Genomic DNA, 16,954 nt, shown 5'->3' on the forward strand with positions numbered 1-16,954 from the left:
CCCCTCCCCCCCCCCCCCGCCCCCCCCCCCCGCCTCTCCCCCCCCCCCCTCCCCCCCCCCCCCCCCCCCCCCCCCCCCCCCCCCCCCCCCCCCGGTGCGGCCGGCTGAGACGGGCTCTCCTTCATGACCGGAGCAGCCGCCGTGGACGATGCCGTCGAGATCCGTTCCGTGTTCCGCGGACCCGCCGGGCACGAACGCGCCGCCGAGTGGTTCCGCTCACCGGGGAGCGGCTGAGCGCGGTTCTGTTCGGTGAGCGTCCCGCCCCTTCCGCGGTCATCGCCGAGGGCCACGGCACGGGCGGGTTCGCGGGGGTTCGCCGTGTGGCTCCCGCGCCTCTCCCCCGGACCGGTGCCTCTGGGAGGCGTCTGGAGGATCTCCGCGTACGCCCGCACACCCGGGGCGAAGGACAGGGCAGGGCGATGCCGGACGCTCTCGCGCGAGGCCGCCGGCAGACGGTTTCGCGCGCTTCGAGCGGGTGATGCCGGCCCGGAACGAGCCTTCGGCCTCGTGTGACGAGTCGCTCGGGCCGGAGCTCCTGGACGTGCGGACGGTGCGCCGCCCGGCCGGTGGCCCGTCCGACGAACTCGTCGCGCGGGCACCGGTACCAGGGGACCGGGCGCGGTGACGCCCGGCGGACGTGCGCGGGTGCGAGAGTGGGTCCCCATGAGGGGTCTTGTGGCGGCGGGCGCGCGGAAACCGGGCACCGGCTCCGGTGGGCCGCCCTCCGCCCCGGAGGGCTCGGGCGGCCGGCGGTGGCCGGTGCTCGTCGTGGTGGTACTGCTTCTCGGACAGATGGCCGTGGCGATGGTGACCGCCGCCGTGCGGCAGACGCCGACGATCGACGAGCCCGTGTACGCGGGTACGGCCGCCGTGTACCTGGAGGAGCGCAGTCTGCGGTTCAACCCCGAGCATCCGCCGCTCGGGAAGCTGCTGATCGCCGCCGGGGTGGCGGTCGCCGATCCGCACCTCGCACCGGGATTCAGCGGCGACCAGAGCGAGTTGGGTCGGCGGCTGCTGTACGAGTCGGGCAACGACCCGTGGCGGGTCATGTTCTGGGCGCGCCTGCCGGTGATCGTCCTGACGCTGCTCTTCGGGCTGGTCGTGTTCGCCTTCGCCAGTGAAGCGGCCGGTACGGCGGGCGGATCGGCGGCGCTCGCCCTGTACTGCCTCTCCCCCGACGTGATCGCGCACGGCTCACTGGCCACCCTCGACGTGCCGGCCGCCGGGTTCATGCTCACCTCGGTGTGGCTGCTGTGGCGGGCGCGCCGGCATCCGCGGCTCCATCTGCCGCTGGCCGGCGCGGCGTTCGGGGCGGCCCTGGCCACCAAAATGAGCGTGCTGCCCGCGTTGCCGTTGCTGGTGGTGACGGCCGCCGTGTCGGTGTGGTGCGCGACCGCGGGCGACCGGCGGCGCAGGCTGCTGCGGGCGGCCCGGGGCGCCGCGGCGTTCACGCTGTTCGCGGTCGCCGTCGTCTGGGCCGCGTATCTGGTCGTCGATCCCCGGTTGCGGTGGAGCCCGCAGCAGATGCCCGTGCTGCGGGGCATGCGGGGGCTGTTGGTGGATCTGCTGCCGTTCCCCGAACCGTACCGGGACGGCATGCGCGTCCAGTTCAACCTCGAGACCTGGCCGTGGGAGGGTTTTCTGTTCGGTCGGGTGTACTCCGGCTCGCTCTGGTACTACTTGCCCGCCGCACTGCTGGTGAAGACCCCCCTGGGCATGCTCGTACTGTGGGCGGCCGGCGCCGTCGCGGTGGTGGCGGTGCGGCGGCTGCGGCCCGTGGCGCCGTATCTGCTGCCGGTCCCCGCGGTCCTGCTGGCCGCCGCCATGTACGGATCACGGGACCTCGGTACCCGGTACGCCGTGTTCCTGCCGATGTTCCTGGCCGTGGCGGCGGGCTGTGTACTCGTGGTCCGCCGGCGGTGGGTGCCGGTGGTGACGGCCCTGCTGGTGGCGTTGGTCGCGATGAGCTCTCTGCGCACCTTTCCCCACTATCTGCCGTACTCCAACGAGGCGTTCGGCGGCCCGTCGAAGACCCGGCTGCGGCTGCACGACTCCAACGTGGACTGGGGACAGGATCTCGGCCGGCTCGCCGACCGGCTGCGCGAGCGGTACCGGGGGGAGCGGATCTGGCTGGTGTACAAGGGCGGTGGGGTGCCCTCGTACTACGGCATCGACGCGGACGATCCGCGCCGGGTGCCGTCCGAGGAGGTGCGCGGGCTGCTGGTGGTGTCGGACTCCGCGGCAGCCAAGGCGACGGGCCGGCTGGCCGAGCTCATCGGGAGCAGCCGCGCGGTCGACGACGTCGGTCACTCGATCACGGTGTACCGGCGGTGACGGGCCGTCATTCCCGGCCCGGCGCCGCCGCCCGCTGGAAGCCGTCCGCGCTCACGTGCGGCATCACGCTGCTCGCTACGCGGTAGCGGCCGCCCGGCACCTCGGTGGACCGGCGGACGTGCACCGCGAGCGGGCCCGCCCACTCGTAGCCGTGACGCGCGGCGTGCCGGGCCAGCCGGTCGGTGAGCACCTGCCCCACGCGGCTGCCCCGGCGCGTCAGTTCCTCGTGCACCGGGCCCGCCAGTTGCACGTCGTAGGCGTTGGGCACCAGCACCCGGCCCGCCCCGCACACCACGGCGTTGCTGTCGCACTCGCGCCGCAGGGCGTCGACGAGTTCGACCGGGTCCCGGCCGAACATCCGCGCCCACAGCGCCTCCCATCGCTTTTCCATTGCCTCTTCCAGCGCGCTCAGGGCGCTCATGGTTTCTCCTGCCGAAACTCGGGTCACGTCGGGGACGGGTGGGTGCTGCGGGCAGTGCCGTGCGGATCAGACCGCGGGCCGGGCGCGGCGCCCCGTCAGGAGGCCGTTCCCACGGCGTGATCCGCACGGCACTCCTAGCGCTCGTCGTAGTCGTCGGGCCGGATCTCGGCCTCCTCCAGCGCCTCGCGCATCGTGCGGCCGGTGCCGCCCTGCGCCCGCGCCTCGTTCCCCTCCCGCTGCTCGATGGTGTCGTCGGTGTCCCGGGTCTTCGGCCGGTTCTCCTCGGGGACGGTCATGTCCGGTGGCTCCTCGTGTTTCCTGGGTTCGCCTGTTTCGCTGTGTCGGCGGGTTCCCTGGGAGGGCGTGGATATCCCCCGGGAGACGGGCCGGTGTGCTCCGGCAGGCAGCCGGGGGCCCCGGGGCGTGGGCTATGTTGAACCCTCGTGGGAGACGAAGGAGGCGCACCGGTGCCATCGCCGCAGCAGGCACGCGCACAGGCATCCGCGATCACCTCCGGGAAGGCGGGTCCGGACACGGAGATGTCCCCGACGGCCCAGCTGCGCACGCTGTTCGACCGGCCCCGGCTCTCCCCCGGCCAGCGGCGTATCGCCCAGTACCTGATCGAGCACATCACCGAGGCGGCGTTCCTGTCGATCACGGATCTCGCGGACCGGGTCGGGGTGAGCCAGCCCTCGGTGACCCGATTCGCCTCGGCGGTCGGCTTCAGCGGCTATCCCGCTCTGCGGGAGAAGCTCCAGTCGATCACTCTCGGCGCCCGGGCCGGCGGCCCCGCCGAGGAGGCCCGGGGGAACGAGCTCCAGGCGGCGGTCGACGCGGAGCTCGAAAACCTGGAGAACCTGCGGCGGGACCTCGCCGACGCCGACCGGGTCATCGAGGTGGGCCGCCGGCTGTCCGCGTCCACGCCGCTCACCGTGCTCGGTCTGCGCATCTCCGTCTCCCTGGCCGAGTACTTCGCCTACGCCGCCCGGCGTATCCACCCGGACGTCCGGCTGGTGACGCGCGGCGGCAGCGTCGCCTACGACGCGCTGCTGCAGTCGCGGGAGGCGGGCGGCACCTGGGTGCTGGCGTTCTCCATGCCGCGGCATGCCCAGGAGACCCTGACCGCGGTACGGGTGGCGCGCAGCGCCGGGCTGAAGGTCGCGCTGATCACCGATCTGGCGCTGGGTCCGGTCGTCGACGAGGCCGATGTCACCTTCGCCAGCGGGACCGGTTCGCGGCTGGTGTTCGACTCCTACGCCGCTCCGGGCGTGATGTGCGCGGCGCTGCTCCAGGCCATGACGGACGCGGACCCGGAGCGGACTCAGGCGCGGCTCGACGAGTACGAGCACGTCGCCGACGAGCACCACTTCTTCCTCCGGGACTGACCCGGCCCGCACGCCGCGCGGGCGGGACGGTCCGCTTCGAGCAGGCATGAATGTTTTCATACGTCTTGAAAACCAGATGGCATATATAAATACTGCTCACGGATCGCGCCCCGGTGGGCTCCGGACCGCGCTCCAGCACCCCCGTCCCCACCCGCACCGCCCGGAAAGCCGACGGTCCGCCCATGCGCCGCACGCACCACTCGCCGCGGATGACACCGTTCCCGACCGGGCACCTGCGCGAACACCCGAAGCCGCCGGCTCCTACCCACTCCGGCGGCCAGCGTGTTCGGCCGGGCATCCCCTGCCCGGCCACTCGTGGCGGCCCCGGTCATCCCCTGGGCCGGGGCCGCCCCACCTCGTCGTCCACGGCGGCGACACCGCACACCCGGAAGCGATGATCATGCCCCTGACGTCCACGCGTCTCAGTCCCGACTGGCCCTGCCAGGTCAAGACCCCCGGCAGCTACGACTGGGAACGCTCGGCGGCCAAGTGGCTGCGCGAGCTGGTGCCTGCGCGCTACGCGAGCTACCCGGCATTCATCCGGCACCCCGTTCTGCTCGGCCGGCATGCCCAGATCCAGGTCGAGCACGAGATCCGGGTGGCCCGCACCGCCCTGCAGACCGCCCGGTGCGATCTGCCCCGGGCGGGACTCCACGAAGGAGTCATCGAGCACACCATCAAGCTCTACGCGGCCGAGATCATGCAGCTGCAGCACATCGCCCGCAGCGTCCGCGCGGTCACCCAGGCCCTGGCCGGCAGCGGCCGCTGACCGCGCCGGGCCCCGGGCGGCCGGTACCCCGGCCGGTGGTCCGATTCGAAGGGAACAAGCCGGTCAACGAACCGGGGGCGGTGTGCGATGCTCCTCGCGTGAAGAGCGAGCCCGTTGTCCCGGTGGAGGCCGGTTCCGCACCGGACCTGGTGAAACTGGCCAGGGTCGTTGCCCAGCAGCGCGCCGAACTGGACCGGCTGCGCGGGCGCGCCGCGACGTCGTCCGTCGTGGAGCGGGCCAAGGGTGTCGTGATCGCGCTGACCGGCTGCTCCGCGGACGCCGCGGGGGAGGCCCTGCTCCAGCGGGCCGAGGCGGCCCACCGCACCCTGCTCGAGGAGTGCTGGATCACCCTGGGCGAACTGGCGCCGGCCCGGCCGGGCGACGACGCCTCCCCGACGCGGCCCGGGTACGACACGGACAACGCGACGGCCGGCCTCCCCGAGACCGGCCTGCCCGCGGCCCCTTCGGCCCCCGACGACGTCGCCGGCGCGTCCGCCTCCCCGCCACAGCGGGCCTCCGACGCCGTCCAGGCGCTGTTTGCGGCCCTGCCGGTCACGGCGATGCTGCTGACCCCGCTGCACGGCCCCTCCGGCGGCACCGAGGACTTCCGGGTCGACGCCGCGACGGCGCAGGCGGCCGACCTCCTGGGCGTCGCCGGCGGCAACCCGGCCGGGCGGCGGCTGCTCGACGTCTGGCCGGGCCTGACGGACGCACCGGTGTGGCAGGGCTGCCTGGACACCCTGGCCACCGGGGGCACGTACGAGAGCGAGCCGTTCGCCCATGAGGAGACGGTGGACGGCGTCGCGGAACGGGCCGCCTACTCCGTACGGGTGACGCGGCTGGAGGACGCGCTGGTCCTCACCTGGGTCCGGCACGCCTCCTCCGACCGGCAGGAACAGCGGCTCGCCGAACTCCAGCGGCTGGGCGACCTCGGCTGGACGAACTGGAACCTGACCACGGGCGAGGCGTCCTGGTCCACGCAGGTCTTCGCGATCCTCGACCGGGACCCGGCGGACGGTCCGGTCCCGCTCGCCGACCTCTCCGGGCTCGCCATCTCCGAGGACCGGTCCGCGCTGCACCGTGCCGTCGGTGCCCTGGTCCGCGAGGGGCGGTCGTTCGACGTCCCGTTCCGGGTCCGCGGCACGCGCGGCGTCCGGCATCTGCGTCTCGTCGTCGAGGTGGTGGCCGACCCACGGGGCATGCCCGTCGAGGTGCACGGCATCATGCAGGACCTGACCGCGCGGCGGCGGGCCGAGCTCGCCCTGGTGGAGAGCGAGCGGGCGATCCTCACCCAGAACGACGTGCTGCAGTCCGAGCGGACCCTGGTCGCCCGGCTGCAGAACGCCCTGCTCCCCCTGCCGGAGCGGGCGGTGAACCTCGCCGGGCTGCGCGTCGAGGTGGCCTACCTCCCCGCCCAGGCGGGGATCCACGTAGGCGGCGACTGGTTCAGTGCCATCGAACTGCCCAACGGTGACGCCCTGTTCGTCGTCGGCGATGTCGCCGGGCACGGGGTGGACGCCGTGGCCACCATGGCGCAGCTGCGCTTCACCGCGAAGGGCATGGTCGTCACCGGCTCCTCGCTGACCGGTGCGCTCTCCCGGCTCAACACGCTGCTGCTGCACTCCCGGGACACCCACGGCACCGCCACCATGGTCCTGGCCCGCTACCAGCCCCGGGACCGGCGGCTGTTCTGGGCCCAGGCGGGGCACACCCCGCCCCTGCTGCTGCGCGACGGTCAGGCCACCTATCTGAGCCGGCCCCCCGGCATGCTCCTCGGCGCGACCCCCGCACCGCACTTCGAGGAGGCCGAGTGCCGGCTCGGACCGGGCGACCGGGTGCTGCTGTACACGGACGGGCTGGTGGAGCGCCCCCCGGAGATCATCGACGTGGGCCTCAGCCGGCTCGCCGAGGCTGTCGAGGCCCGTCCGGGCGATGAATCCGGGTCCCTGAGAGCGCTGCTGGAGGCGATGGTGGAGGACGAACGCCGCGATGACGTGTGCGTGCTGGACGTCCGCGTGCCGCAGGAGCGGTAGCCGCCGCCCCACCGCCGGGGCGGGCAGCGCGGCGCCGTCGGTGGGGCGGTGTCGCCGCGCTCGGCGAAGGGCGCGGCGAGGAAGCCGGGACTCCCCCGCCGCCGGAACCGCCTCCCCTGGAGCGGGGCGCCGGGCCGGAGGGGCGGCATCCGCCACCCGGGGTCAGTTTCCCGCGTCACCACCGGTGCGGGACTCCAGGACGAGACGGGTGTCATCGCCGTATACGCCGGTCTCGTCGCCCTGGATGCCGTACCAGAGCTGGAAGCGGGCGACGGCGGCCGCGAGGGTGGCGTCGTAACGGCCGTCGGTGCTGCCCTCCCGGTAGACGTCCGGGACGCGCAGCAGACGCCGCTGGAGTTCGCTCACCTCGGGACCCGAGTCGCCCTCACCGAGAAAGCCCCGGTCGGCGGCAGGGGGTGGCGCCGGAGGTGCGGTGGTGGACGGTCCGGGCGCGGATGGCGCCGCGCGGTCGCCGGTGTCCGGATCGGTGAGCAGGAACGCGCCGCCGAAGCCGAGCAGCGCGGCGGCGGCCACGACGAGCACCGGCGCGGTACGGTGCGTCACGGAGAGGCGCCGGGCCCCCGGCGGCCGGTCGGCGGGGACGGGCGGGAGCTCCTGCGTCCTGTCCTGTGAGCCGTCCGGCGGCCGGGGCGGCGGCACCGGCTCGTAGCCGCCCTGGTCCCCCTCCTCGAACTCCCGGAACAGCTCCGCGAGCGCGTCGGTGCGGCGCGGGCGCAGGACGCGGATGGGTTCGAGGGGTGGCCCTTCGTGCGGCCGCCCGGGCCCGGACGGTGTCGTCACGTTGCTCTCCTTCCGTCCGCTGCGCGGGAGTTGAGCCGCCTACGGGAAGGGATACGCGGCGAAGGCCCCGTCGGTTCAGCCGCCCGTCCCGGGGGTGTCGCGGAGGAATGCGCGCAGAGACGTCACCATCGCGGACACGAACGTCTCCCGGCCCGCGTCGTCGAGGGCGTCGAGGGACAGGTACGGGTTGAGGTCCTCCAGTTCGACCAACAGCAGTTCGCCGCCCGGCGCGCGGCAGGCGTCGACGCGCTGGATACCGTGGTCGAGGGTGTTCCACTCGATGAAGCGCCGGGCGAAGTCCAGGTCGTCCGGGGTGGGTTCGTAGCGCTCCAGCTGCCAGCGCCGCTCCGGGTCGGGGGTGTGGAGGGCGTACTGGAAGGAGTGGTCGACGTAAGTGAAGGAGACCTCGTAGGCGAAGTCGATGTACGGCTGCACCAGGACCTCACCGTCGACGAGGCCGCACACCTCGTCCGGGGCGACGACTCGCAGTCCTATGGAGTCGGCGCCGATCCTGGGCTTGACCACGTACCGGTCCGCGTGGGGCAGCCGGTGCAGGTCCTCGGGCCGGTCGGCGGTGGGGATCACCGGCCGGCCGGCCGCGGTCAGGTCGAGCAGGTACTGCTTGCCCGCCATGTCGCCCCGGCCGGTGAGCGGGTTGTAGACCGGAAGACCGGTCGCGAGAGCGTGCTCGCGGAAGGCGTGGTACGCGTCCTGGTACCCCAGCACCGGGCCGCTGTTGCGGACCAGCACGGCGTCGAAGCCGTCCATGAGGGCGACGGCGTCCCGCGGATGGCACAGGGCGACGTCGGCATGCTCGCGCAGCCGCGAGGTCAGGAAGATGTCCTCGTCGCAGTAGCGGCGCCCGCGGGCCGGGTAGGCCAGGTCGGTGACACAGAGGAGGCGGGGACGGGCGGGCGGCATACGGGCTCCTCGGGGCGACGGTGACTCGATCATAGGGACGACCTGCGCGGGAGCCTGATGGCGGTACTGAGTTCCGTGCCGGCGTGCACCGAGTGCCATCCCAGCTCTCCCGGTGCTACGTTCCGTTCATGAGCTCCAGCGGTGCGGCTCCCGGCCGCGGTGAGAAGGCCGGGAAACCGGCGATGCGGGACGCCCTGGTGGCGGCGGCCTTCCGGCTGTTCCTGGAGCGGGGCTACGAACAGACCACGGTGGACGACATCGTGGCGCTCGCCGGGGTGGGGCGGCGGTCCTTCTTCCGCTACTTCCCGTCCAAGGAGGACGTGGTCTTCCCCGATCACGAGCGGTGCCTGGCCGACATGACGGCGTTCCTGGCGGCGGGCGCCGACGACGAACCGGTGCGCAGGGTCTGTGACGCGGCCCGGCTGGTGCTGGTGATGTACGCCGAGAACCCGGCATTCTCCGTGCAGCGCTACCGCCTCACCCAGCAGGTGCCGGGGCTGAGGACGTACGAGCTGTCCGTGGTCCGGCACTACGAGCGGGCCCTGGCCGGGTATCTTCGGACCCGGTTCACCGGCCTGCGGGACGGCCTCCTGCGGGCCGACGTGATCGCGGCGGCCGTGGTCGCGGCGCACAACAACGCGCTGCGTTCCTGGCTGCGTTCGAACGGCGAGGGGGACGCGGAGGCCGCGGTGGACCACGCGCTGGGACATGTGCGGGCGGCGTTCGGCGCCGAGCCGGTGCCCACCGTGACCAGGGGCGCCGAGGACGTGGTGGTGGTCGTCGCGCGGCGCGGGGCACCGCTGTGGCGGGTGGTGCAGGAACTGGAGTTCGCGCTGGGACGCGGCTGACGTGGAGGGGCAGCTCCCCCACGATTGAGGGTACGGAGTGCCTTTACGCGTGGCACTCAGTGCCATACTCTGTGGCTGTGCACGGTGTCACGGCACACCGGGCAGCTGCGTGCCCGGGGCGACCGCGCACACCGGATTCCGGCCGAGCGCAGGGAGTTGACCAGCGTGTATCACCACTCAGGAAGCGTCGCTCAGCAGTCAGCCGGCTCCGCGACGGGCGTCCTCGAACCCCGGGGCGCCGACCGCGCGGAGGCCATGGTCTACCAGCGCTGCACCTGGTGCGGCACCGCCATGTACCACCGGCTGCTGTGCCCGGTCTGCCAGGGCAGCGAACTGCGCACGGAGCGCAGTGAGGGCGTCGGCACGGTCCGCCACTCCACGGTGCTGCATCGCAACACCCCCGCCGCCCGCAATGTGTCCCTGATCGAGATAGCCGAGGGATTCGTGGTGCGCGGCCGGGTCATGGGCCCGCCCCTCGGCATTCACAGCGGTGACCGGGTCCGGCTGTCGACGGCCCAGGACCCGGTGCGGGGCGAGCCGGTCTTCCAGATGGTCGACGAGCCGTTCCGGGCGTGGACCTGACGGGGCCCCGGGTGCGGCCGGTCCCTCGGCTCAGAGGGTGACGCGGATACCCACCGTGCCGTTCAGTCCCCTGCGGAGGCGGCTGCCCAGCAAGGTCAGCCGGCCCATGAGGCCGTACTTCCGGGCGATGAGCCGCCGGTAGCGTGCCGTGGTGGCCGGGTCGCAGATCTCCGCGGTGGCGGGAACCTGGTCACCGGTCGGTTTGCCACGCACGTCGCACGGGCCGACGAGGACCTCACCGCGGGCGCGGATCCGCTTCACCTTCCAGGACTCGGCGGCGGTCCACACCCCGAGCGCGTCACCGTCCGGCACCACCCACACCGGCGTGGCGACCGGTGTCCCGTTCTTTCGGTAGCTGGTGACCAACAGGTACTTCCCGGCGCCGAGCCGGTTCCGCGACGCGTCGTCCATGAGGGGAAGTCTAGGCGTCCGGGCGGCGGGCCACGAAGACGAGCTCCCGGCCCGGGCGGTCGGGAGCGTCCCGCACCTGCTCCACCGTGTAGCCCTGCCCGATGAGGTCCGCCTCGATCTCCTCCCTCCCGCGGAAACGCAGTGTCGATTCCGACGTCAGCACCGCTCCGTCCGCGGCGAACACATAGGTCGTACGGAACGTCACCAGCGGGCCGTCCACGCCGGTCACCTGGTGCCAGTTCCCGACCGCGCCGACGCCGGGTACGTCCGTCCTGCGGTACGACTCCTCCCGGGTCCACCCCTCCCATGCCCGCCGGGCCGGATCGCGGGTCTCGAACACCAGCCGGCCCCCGGGCCGCAGCGCCGCGTGGACGCCCTTCAGGGTGCCGTGCCAGGCGTCCGGACCGGCGATCGCCTGGGCGACGTTCGCCGTCATGGTCGCCAGATCCACGGCGAGCGGAGGCAGGGCCGTGGCGTCGCCCCCGATCCAGCGGACCCGGGCGGCGCCCGGCTTGTTCCGGGCCACGTCGAGGGACGCCGCGGCGGGTTCGACGCCGGCCACCTCGATCCCGCGGTCTGCCAGGAGCAGCGCGAACACTCCCGTCCCGCATCCGATGTCCAGTACCCGCCGCGCACCGAACTCCTCCGCCATGCGGAGATACGCGTCGAGATCATCACGATCCGGGTCGAGCGGGTCGTAGAGCGCCGCGAGCCGTGGATCGCCGAAGCACTCGTCAGCCATGCGCGCCGCCGGCCCGCTCCACGGCCGCCGCCATCCGCCGCACCGCCTCCCCGAGCACCTCGGGCGAGGCGGCGAGGTTCAGCCGGGCGTGGCCGCCACCGCCCGTGCCGAAGGGGAGGCCCGCGCTGAGGGCCACACGCCCGTGCTCGAGGAAGGACCGGGCCGGGTCGTCGCCGAGCCCGAGGGCGCGGCAGTCGAGCCAGGCCAGGTAGGTGGCGTCCCCCGGGCGGAACCGGATCGCCGGCAACCGCTCGGCCAGGAGTCCGGCCAGCAGCCGGCGGTTGGCGTCCAGTCCGTCGAGCAGGGCGTCCAGCCACGGGCCGCCGTCGCGCAGGGCCGCGGTGTGGGCGAGGATGCCGACGTGGCTCGGGCCGTGGCCGACCTCCTCGGGCATCCGCGCCAGGTCCTCGGCCGCGCCGGGCCCGGCGACGGCGAGGGCCGCCTTGAGGCCGGCCAGGTTCCACGCCTTGGACGCCGACATCAGTGACAGGCCGCGCTCGCCGCCCGGCACGCTCAGGTACGGCACGAAACGCGTGTCGCCCACGACCAGTGGCGCGTGGATCTCGTCGGCGACGACGCGCACGCCGTACCGCTCGGCGAGAGCGGCGACGGCGGTCAGCTCGTCGGCGGTGTGCACGGTGCCGGTCGGGTTGTGCGGGCTGCACAGCAGGTAGGCGGCCCGCCGCCCGCCTGCCGTCACCCGGCGGAAGGTGTCCTGAAGGGCACCGAGGTCGATTCGCGCGTCGACGCCCAGCGGGGCCTCGGCCACCTCACGGTCCAGGTGCCGGACGAAGTCGAAGAAGGGCGGATACACGGGCGGGTTCACCACGACCGGATCACCGTACCCGGTGACCAGTCTGAGCATCTCGACCACGCCCAGCATGACGTCGGGCACGATCGCCGTGCGCTCCACGGCGAGCCCGTCCCAGTCCCACCGCTTCTCCGCGAACGCGGACAGCGCCTCGGCGTAGGTGCTGCCGGCGGGATAGCCGGTGTCGCCGAGTTCCATGGCTTCGGTGACGGCGCGCACGACCGGTTCGGCCAGCGGTACGTCCATCTCGGCCACCCACAGGGGCAGCACGTCCCCGGGGTAGGTGCGCCACTTCATGCTGGTGCGGCGCCGCAGACGGTCGAGGGTGAGGGCGTGCAGGGGATTCGGCTCACCGGACGTCTCGTGCGGGATCCTGGTCATGGGCACACGATAGGCGGCTGTGGCGGGAGCGGACATCCACGACGATCCGCGGGTGCGGCTCGCGGCTCCCACACCGGGGATCGGGTCCGCACTGAACACCCTGGCTCCCGGAGCCGTATGGACGGAGGGCACTCGACTCAGGGGAGGCCCCGCGGTGTTCGCACCGTGCCACAGAGGTTCGGGAGCCATGCATGAGGCACGCACGACGACGGGTCGTCCGGCGAGTGACACGGCTGGCGGCCGTCGGCGGACTCCTCCTGGGGGCCACGATGGTCACCCGGGCCGTCGCCGGTGAACCCCAGGCGTCCGACGCGGTCCCGTTCTCCACCGCCGGTCGGACGTCGGCGGGCCCGGGCGCCGGCCTGGTGTCGCGGCTGGGCACGTCCCGTACGGCGGGCAGCTGGATCGGTGCCGACGGGAGAACGGTGGTCGCGGTCACCGACGAGGAGGCGGCGGCCGACGTGCGCGGGGCGGGCGCCGCGGCGAAGATGGTGCAGCACAGCATGGACGACCTCAAGTCCGCTGCCGAGACGCTGGGTTCGGCGCCGCGCGTACCGGGCACGGCCTGGTCCATGGACTACCGGTCCAACGAGGTGGTGGTCCGCGGCGACACCACGGTGTCCGCGGACGACTGGTCCGAGCTGACCGAAGTGGCCGACGGCATCGGCGGCTTCGTGCGCATGGAGCGGACCGAGGGCACCTTCACCACCCGTCTCAACGGGGCTCAGCCCATTCTGTCGACGGCCGGCCGCTGCTCGGCGGGCTTCAACGTCACCGACGGCGAACGGGACTTCATCCTCACGGCCGGGCACTGCGGGCCCGACGGGTCGGTGTGGTTCGCCGACAACCAGGGCAGGCAGGAGGTCGGCACCACGGTCGGCGGGAGCTTTCCCGGGGACGACTACTCGCTGATCGAGTACGCCGGCGGCCGGGCCGGCGAGGGCGCCGGTGTGGTGGCGGTCGGCGACGGCAAGGGCGTCCGGATCACGGGGGTGGCGGATCCGACGGTCGGGCAGCGGATCTTCCGCAGCGGCAGCACCAGCGGACTGCGCGACGGTGAGGTGACCGCGCTCAACGCGACGGTGAACTATCCCGAGGGCACGGTCAGCGGTCTCATCGAGTCCAACGTGTGCGCCGAATCCGGTGACAGCGGTGGCCCGATGTTCTCCGAGGGCATCGCGCTCGGCGTCACCTCGGGCGGCAGCGGTGACTGCCGCGCGGGCGGTACGACGTACTTCCAGCCGCTGACGAAGGCGCTGGCGCAGCTGGACGTACGGCTCGTCGTGGCGCCCGAGGCCGACGGCGGTGCGGCGGCGCCCTCCCCGGCACCGTCGGATGCCGGGGCGGTTCCGGACGCCGCGTCCCCGGGGTCGTCGACCCCGGTGCGGGGCATCGTCCCGGACCCGTCGACGCTGCTGTCGCGGCTGGCCGACCCGCAGAACGTCGGGCCGGGCCTACTGGTGATCGGGGGCAGTCTGGTCGCCCTGGTGGCCTCGCGTTGGATACGGGCGGAGCAGGACCGCAAGGCGTACCGGCGTCACTACTCGGCGACCTGGGGCTGAGCGGCCCGTGGGTGCGGGCCGGTCGGCCCGCGATGAGCAGCGGTCGCCACGGCGGCGGCCGGCAGTCCGGCCGCCTGCCGCCGGCAGGACGCCGCACAGCACGGACGGCGCGACGCCTGTGGCGGCGCTCACGGGCACGACCACGCTCATCGCGCCGTGACTGAGGCCACGGTCGAGGAAACGCATCGCGGTGGCGCTGCCCGCTCCGGACAGGGCGCCCCAGAGCAGTCGGAGGTGGTGACGGCGCCGGCGACCCAACTCCGTAGCAGAGGACCGAGGACAGTGCGAGAAAAGCACCCAAGCGCTCACGGGTGCCCGGGACGACGGGGTGGCGAGTCGGGAGCCGCCTACAAAGCGCTCAGGCGGCCCTGGCGGACTGCGGAAAAGCCGAGGCCCACTCCTGGACCAGGCGCTGGTACTCCGCGCGCTGTTCGACGCTCAGTGTCCCGCCCGACCGGAGCCACAGGGCCCGGATCTCCTCGTTGACCTCGGCAGCCGATCGCTCGGAGGAGGGTTCAACAGTGGTGGACATGCCGTGAAGCATACGGCGCCTGAGGTGAAGATGCCGTGAGTAATCACACGTATACCGGGCATTTCCGACAGTGTTGCTGATCACCTCCATCTGCCATGGAACGTGGGCGAGTTCACATCCCGGCCGCCCGGGAGACAGCGTCCGGACGGCCGGGAGGGATCAGGCCTGGGTCATGTGCGTGAGTTCATCGGCGACATGGGCCGCCCAGTTCTCGATCGCGGTGAAGTCACGGAAGTCCCCGCCCTGCCCCTTGCGCAGGATCATGCGTGCGACCCATCCCTTCGCGCCTTCCTCCAGGCATCCTCCGAAGGTGACGTGCTCCCTGGCGCCGAGTGCGGCCATGGCCTTCCGCACGCCGGGCACGGGCGGGATGTCCCGCTCCGCGGCCGAGGCGTCGAGCGGTCCACTGCTGAACAGCCACAGAGGACGTTCGGCCAGGGCGTCACGATGGCGGCGGAGGAACCGCCGGGCGTCCTTCTGCCAGTGTCCGGCGTACAGTCCGCCGCCGGCCACCACCGCGTCGTACTGCGCCAGACCGGTGACGGACTGGGCGGGTCGGGTCTCGGCCGTCACCCCGTTCGCGCGCAGGACGCCGGCGATGGTCTCGGCAACGCGGGCCGTCGAGCCGTTCGTGGTTCCGTAGGTGACCAACACAGTGGCGGTCATGGCGGCACCTCCTCTCACAGCCGGCGCAGCCAGTCGTCGGCCACGCCGTGCATCGCGTGCTCCCGGTGCTGCGGGCGCGCGTCGTCCAGCCGGTACGTGAGACGGTCGACCACGCCGACCACACCGGCGATCCGGGCGGTCATCGACCGGGCGATCTCCGTCTCGCTCCTGCGCTCCATGTGACCGGTCAGCGTGACGACGCCCTCGGCCACGGCTACGTCGATGCCCCGGGGCGCCAGCCACAGGGTGCGCCCCAGGACGTCCTCGATCACCTCGTCGCGGATCTCCGCGTCCGGCCTCAGGAAGACCTGGAGCACGTCGCGGCGGGTGACGATGCCGACCAGCCGGTCCTCCTCGTCGAGCACCGGCAGCCGGTCCACCCGGTGCCGGGACATGGTGCGGGCGGCCTCGACGAGGGTGTCGTCCGCGTGTGCGGTGACGGGCGGGTGGCTCATCAACCAGCCGGCCGCGCGGCCGCGCACCTTCGCCGCATGCCGGCGGGCGCGCCGCGTGAACCCTCGGAAGAAGGTGCGGCGACGGCGGGGTCCGCCCAGGGCGGGGGCGGCCGCCTGGCGTGCCATCAGGTCCGTTTCGGAGACGACACCGATGACCTTGTCGTCCTCGTCGACCACCGGAAGTCCGCTGATCCGGTGCTCCGCGAGCAGCCGCGCGACCTCCTTGAACGGCGTGCCGTACTCGGCGCGGACAACCTCGGTGGTCATCACGGAGCCGACCTTTCTGTGCTTCATGTCCGTTCCCTTCTCGGCGGAGCCGGCGTGCTGGGCGGAGCCGGCCTGCGACGGCTGCGGTCAGGCGTGGCTCTCCCCGTGGGGCACCACGACGACCGGGCAGGCGGAGTGGTGGAGCGCCGCGTGGGCGACCCGGCCGAGCTGGAGACCGAGGTGCCCCTCCCGGCGCCGTGCCCCGACGACCAGCAGGTCGGCCGCGTGCGAGGCGTCCACGAGCACCCGGCGGGCGTGGCCCTCGGCAGTGCGCCGTCGGACCTCCACGTCGTCCGGGACGTTCCGCAGTGCCGCCTCGAGTTCCTCGGCCGCCCGCTCCTCGTGCAGGTGAGCGGGCTCACCGGCCAGGAGAGGGTGGTCGGTGGTCTCGTGCGCGGGGCACCGCCAGGCCCGTACGGCCTCGAGGGGCACCTCACGTCGCCGCGCCTCCTCGGCGGCGAACCGCACCGCCGCCGACTCCGTCGCCGCGCCCGCGCCCACGCCCACGACGACCCGGCCGCGCACCGGTGGCATCGCCTGGTTGTCGTGGCTGCCGCGCAGCACGATCACCGGGCAGTCGGCCTGCGCGGCGACGGCCAGGCTGACCGAGCCGAGCAGCATCTCGGCGATACCGCTGCGGCCTCGGGTGCCCACCACCAGCGCGGAGGCCTTCCTCCCTTCGCGCACGAGGGCGTACTCCGGTTCCTCCGGCACCACTTCCTCGGACACCCGCAGGCCGGGGTGGCGCTCATGGGCCCGCCGGGCGGCAGCATCGACGACGTGCCGGGCCGACGGCAGCGCGGTGGGTCCGCCGATGTCCTGGGCGAGGGCGGCACCCTCGTACCGCTCCCACAAGGAGGCGTACACCACCCGCAGGGGCACGCCGCGCAGCACGGCCTCGTCGGCCGCCCAGTCGACGGCCCGCAGGCTCGGTTCGGATCCGTCCACGCCCACGACCAAGGGCCAGGAGGGGTCTCGTTCGAACGGCCTGTTCATGTTCTTCACTCCCTGGGTGGTGCGGTCAGTGGTGCGG

General features: G+C 73.3%; 18 protein-coding genes. 7 read left to right on the plus strand and 11 right to left on the minus strand.

All coding sequences use genetic code 11. From position 1 onward, the window contains the following. The first annotated feature begins 792 nt into the window (after positions 1-792). Positions 793-2,334: a phospholipid carrier-dependent glycosyltransferase gene (locus tag ACZ5C2_RS10030; RefSeq protein WP_468789130.1), complete on the plus strand. Its 1,542-nt coding sequence runs from the start codon at positions 793-795 to the stop codon at positions 2,332-2,334. A gap of 7 nt (positions 2,335-2,341) precedes the next feature. On the opposite strand, the gene ACZ5C2_RS10035 is transcribed toward ACZ5C2_RS10030, so the two are convergent. Together ACZ5C2_RS10035 and ACZ5C2_RS10040 are read right to left on the minus strand one after the other, a co-directional pair. After that, positions 2,342-2,755, minus strand: a complete 414-nt coding sequence (locus tag ACZ5C2_RS10035) for a DUF3662 domain-containing protein (protein WP_468788576.1) — start codon at positions 2,753-2,755, stop codon at positions 2,342-2,344. A 134-nt stretch (positions 2,756-2,889) separates the two neighbouring features. Then, positions 2,890-3,051: a hypothetical protein gene (locus tag ACZ5C2_RS10040; protein ID WP_468788578.1), complete on the minus strand. Its 162-nt coding sequence runs from the start codon at positions 3,049-3,051 to the stop codon at positions 2,890-2,892. 171 nt (positions 3,052-3,222) lie between these two features. Between ACZ5C2_RS10040 and ACZ5C2_RS10045 the strand changes: the two genes are divergently transcribed. The 3 genes from ACZ5C2_RS10045 (at position 3,223) to ACZ5C2_RS10055 (ending at position 6,942) form a co-directional block, all read left to right on the plus strand. Further along, positions 3,223-4,140, plus strand: coding sequence for a MurR/RpiR family transcriptional regulator (locus tag ACZ5C2_RS10045; protein WP_468788580.1), 918 nt, complete (start codon positions 3,223-3,225; stop codon positions 4,138-4,140). Between the two features lie 394 nt (positions 4,141-4,534). Then, on the plus strand, positions 4,535-4,909 hold the full coding sequence (locus tag ACZ5C2_RS10050; RefSeq protein ID WP_468788582.1) for a hypothetical protein: 375 nt from the start codon (positions 4,535-4,537) through the stop codon (positions 4,907-4,909). 98 nt (positions 4,910-5,007) lie between these two features. After that, positions 5,008-6,942 carry a SpoIIE family protein phosphatase gene (locus ACZ5C2_RS10055; RefSeq protein ID WP_468788584.1) on the plus strand — a complete coding sequence of 645 codons (1,935 nt, stop codon included), beginning with the start codon at positions 5,008-5,010 and terminating at the stop codon, positions 6,940-6,942. Between the two features lie 162 nt (positions 6,943-7,104). On the opposite strand, the gene ACZ5C2_RS10060 is transcribed toward ACZ5C2_RS10055, so the two are convergent. Together ACZ5C2_RS10060 and ACZ5C2_RS10065 are read right to left on the minus strand one after the other, a co-directional pair. Further along, complete coding sequence (locus tag ACZ5C2_RS10060) at positions 7,105-7,743, minus strand: peptidoglycan-binding domain-containing protein (RefSeq protein ID WP_468788586.1); 639 nt, start codon at positions 7,741-7,743, stop codon at positions 7,105-7,107. A 75-nt stretch (positions 7,744-7,818) separates the two neighbouring features. Continuing rightward, on the minus strand, positions 7,819-8,664 hold the full coding sequence (locus tag ACZ5C2_RS10065; RefSeq protein WP_468788588.1) for an ATP-grasp domain-containing protein: 846 nt from the start codon (positions 8,662-8,664) through the stop codon (positions 7,819-7,821). Positions 8,665-8,792: 128 nt separating this feature from the next. On the opposite strand from ACZ5C2_RS10065, the gene ACZ5C2_RS10070 reads away from it, so the two are divergent. After that, positions 8,793-9,512: a TetR family transcriptional regulator gene (locus tag ACZ5C2_RS10070; protein ID WP_468788590.1), complete on the plus strand. Its 720-nt coding sequence runs from the start codon at positions 8,793-8,795 to the stop codon at positions 9,510-9,512. 165 nt (positions 9,513-9,677) lie between these two features. Further along, positions 9,678-10,094 carry a Zn-ribbon domain-containing OB-fold protein gene (locus ACZ5C2_RS10075; RefSeq protein WP_468788592.1) on the plus strand — a complete coding sequence of 139 codons (417 nt, stop codon included), beginning with the start codon at positions 9,678-9,680 and terminating at the stop codon, positions 10,092-10,094. 30 nt (positions 10,095-10,124) lie between these two features. Here ACZ5C2_RS10075 and ACZ5C2_RS10080 read toward each other — a convergent pair whose 3' ends face one another. Genes ACZ5C2_RS10080 through ACZ5C2_RS10090 form a run of 3 tightly spaced genes read right to left on the minus strand, consistent with a single transcriptional unit; the run spans position 10,125 to position 12,439 of the window. After that, complete coding sequence (locus ACZ5C2_RS10080) at positions 10,125-10,505, minus strand: PPOX class F420-dependent oxidoreductase (protein ID WP_468788594.1); 381 nt, start codon at positions 10,503-10,505, stop codon at positions 10,125-10,127. Positions 10,506-10,515: 10 nt separating this feature from the next. Beyond that, a complete protein-coding gene (locus tag ACZ5C2_RS10085) occupies positions 10,516-11,247 on the minus strand; it encodes a class I SAM-dependent methyltransferase (RefSeq protein WP_468788596.1) in 732 nt (243 codons plus the stop codon). Then, complete coding sequence (locus ACZ5C2_RS10090) at positions 11,240-12,439, minus strand: MalY/PatB family protein (protein WP_468788598.1); 1,200 nt, start codon at positions 12,437-12,439, stop codon at positions 11,240-11,242. Before ACZ5C2_RS10090 ends, ACZ5C2_RS10085 begins: the two co-directional genes overlap by 8 nt. 191 nt (positions 12,440-12,630) lie before the next feature. On the opposite strand from ACZ5C2_RS10090, the gene ACZ5C2_RS10095 reads away from it, so the two are divergent. Beyond that, positions 12,631-14,001 (plus strand): S1 family peptidase, encoded by a 1,371-nt coding sequence (locus ACZ5C2_RS10095; protein WP_468788600.1) that lies wholly within the window; start codon positions 12,631-12,633, stop codon positions 13,999-14,001. Between the two features lie 358 nt (positions 14,002-14,359). Here the strand turns inward: ACZ5C2_RS10095 and ACZ5C2_RS10100 are convergent, their stop codons facing one another. The 4 genes from ACZ5C2_RS10100 to ACZ5C2_RS10115 all read right to left on the minus strand — a co-directional run bounded on the left by ACZ5C2_RS10100 (position 14,360) and on the right by ACZ5C2_RS10115 (position 16,917). Beyond that, positions 14,360-14,545: a hypothetical protein gene (locus ACZ5C2_RS10100; RefSeq protein WP_468788602.1), complete on the minus strand. Its 186-nt coding sequence runs from the start codon at positions 14,543-14,545 to the stop codon at positions 14,360-14,362. Positions 14,546-14,692: 147 nt separating this feature from the next. Beyond that, the gene (locus ACZ5C2_RS10105) at positions 14,693-15,199 is read right to left on the minus strand and encodes a flavodoxin domain-containing protein (RefSeq protein ID WP_468788604.1); all 507 of its coding nucleotides are present in this window, start codon (positions 15,197-15,199) and stop codon (positions 14,693-14,695) included. Between the two features lie 14 nt (positions 15,200-15,213). Next, positions 15,214-15,948, minus strand: a complete 735-nt coding sequence (locus ACZ5C2_RS10110; protein WP_468788606.1) for a CBS domain-containing protein — start codon at positions 15,946-15,948, stop codon at positions 15,214-15,216. A gap of 60 nt (positions 15,949-16,008) precedes the next feature. Next, positions 16,009-16,917 carry a universal stress protein gene (locus tag ACZ5C2_RS10115; RefSeq protein WP_468788608.1) on the minus strand — a complete coding sequence of 303 codons (909 nt, stop codon included), beginning with the start codon at positions 16,915-16,917 and terminating at the stop codon, positions 16,009-16,011. Positions 16,918-16,954 lie beyond the last annotated feature (37 nt).

Source organism: Streptomyces sp. NPDC031365, assembly GCF_055569765.1.

What these genes read in the sequence shown, in the direction of transcription:
- ACZ5C2_RS10115 (WP_468788608.1), bottom strand. Translation starts at nt 16,917, where the DNA reads ATGAACAGGCCGTTCGAACGAGACCCCTCCTGGCCCTTGGTCGTGGGC.
- ACZ5C2_RS10050 (WP_468788582.1), top strand. Translation starts at nt 4,535, where the DNA reads ATGATCATGCCCCTGACGTCCACGCGTCTCAGTCCCGACTGGCCCTGC.
- ACZ5C2_RS10085 (WP_468788596.1), bottom strand. Translation starts at nt 11,247, where the DNA reads ATGGCTGACGAGTGCTTCGGCGATCCACGGCTCGCGGCGCTCTACGAC.
- ACZ5C2_RS10065 (WP_468788588.1), bottom strand. Translation starts at nt 8,664, where the DNA reads ATGCCGCCCGCCCGTCCCCGCCTCCTCTGTGTCACCGACCTGGCCTAC.
- ACZ5C2_RS10080 (WP_468788594.1), bottom strand. Translation starts at nt 10,505, where the DNA reads ATGGACGACGCGTCGCGGAACCGGCTCGGCGCCGGGAAGTACCTGTTG.
- ACZ5C2_RS10070 (WP_468788590.1), top strand. Translation starts at nt 8,793, where the DNA reads ATGAGCTCCAGCGGTGCGGCTCCCGGCCGCGGTGAGAAGGCCGGGAAA.
- ACZ5C2_RS10100 (WP_468788602.1), bottom strand. Translation starts at nt 14,545, where the DNA reads ATGCTTCACGGCATGTCCACCACTGTTGAACCCTCCTCCGAGCGATCG.
- ACZ5C2_RS10095 (WP_468788600.1), top strand. Translation starts at nt 12,631, where the DNA reads ATGAGGCACGCACGACGACGGGTCGTCCGGCGAGTGACACGGCTGGCG.
- ACZ5C2_RS10090 (WP_468788598.1), bottom strand. Translation starts at nt 12,439, where the DNA reads ATGACCAGGATCCCGCACGAGACGTCCGGTGAGCCGAATCCCCTGCAC.
- ACZ5C2_RS10110 (WP_468788606.1), bottom strand. Translation starts at nt 15,948, where the DNA reads ATGAAGCACAGAAAGGTCGGCTCCGTGATGACCACCGAGGTTGTCCGC.
- ACZ5C2_RS10105 (WP_468788604.1), bottom strand. Translation starts at nt 15,199, where the DNA reads ATGACCGCCACTGTGTTGGTCACCTACGGAACCACGAACGGCTCGACG.
- ACZ5C2_RS10040 (WP_468788578.1), bottom strand. Translation starts at nt 3,051, where the DNA reads ATGACCGTCCCCGAGGAGAACCGGCCGAAGACCCGGGACACCGACGAC.
- ACZ5C2_RS10030 (WP_468789130.1), top strand. Translation starts at nt 793, where the DNA reads ATGGCCGTGGCGATGGTGACCGCCGCCGTGCGGCAGACGCCGACGATC.
- ACZ5C2_RS10035 (WP_468788576.1), bottom strand. Translation starts at nt 2,755, where the DNA reads ATGAGCGCCCTGAGCGCGCTGGAAGAGGCAATGGAAAAGCGATGGGAG.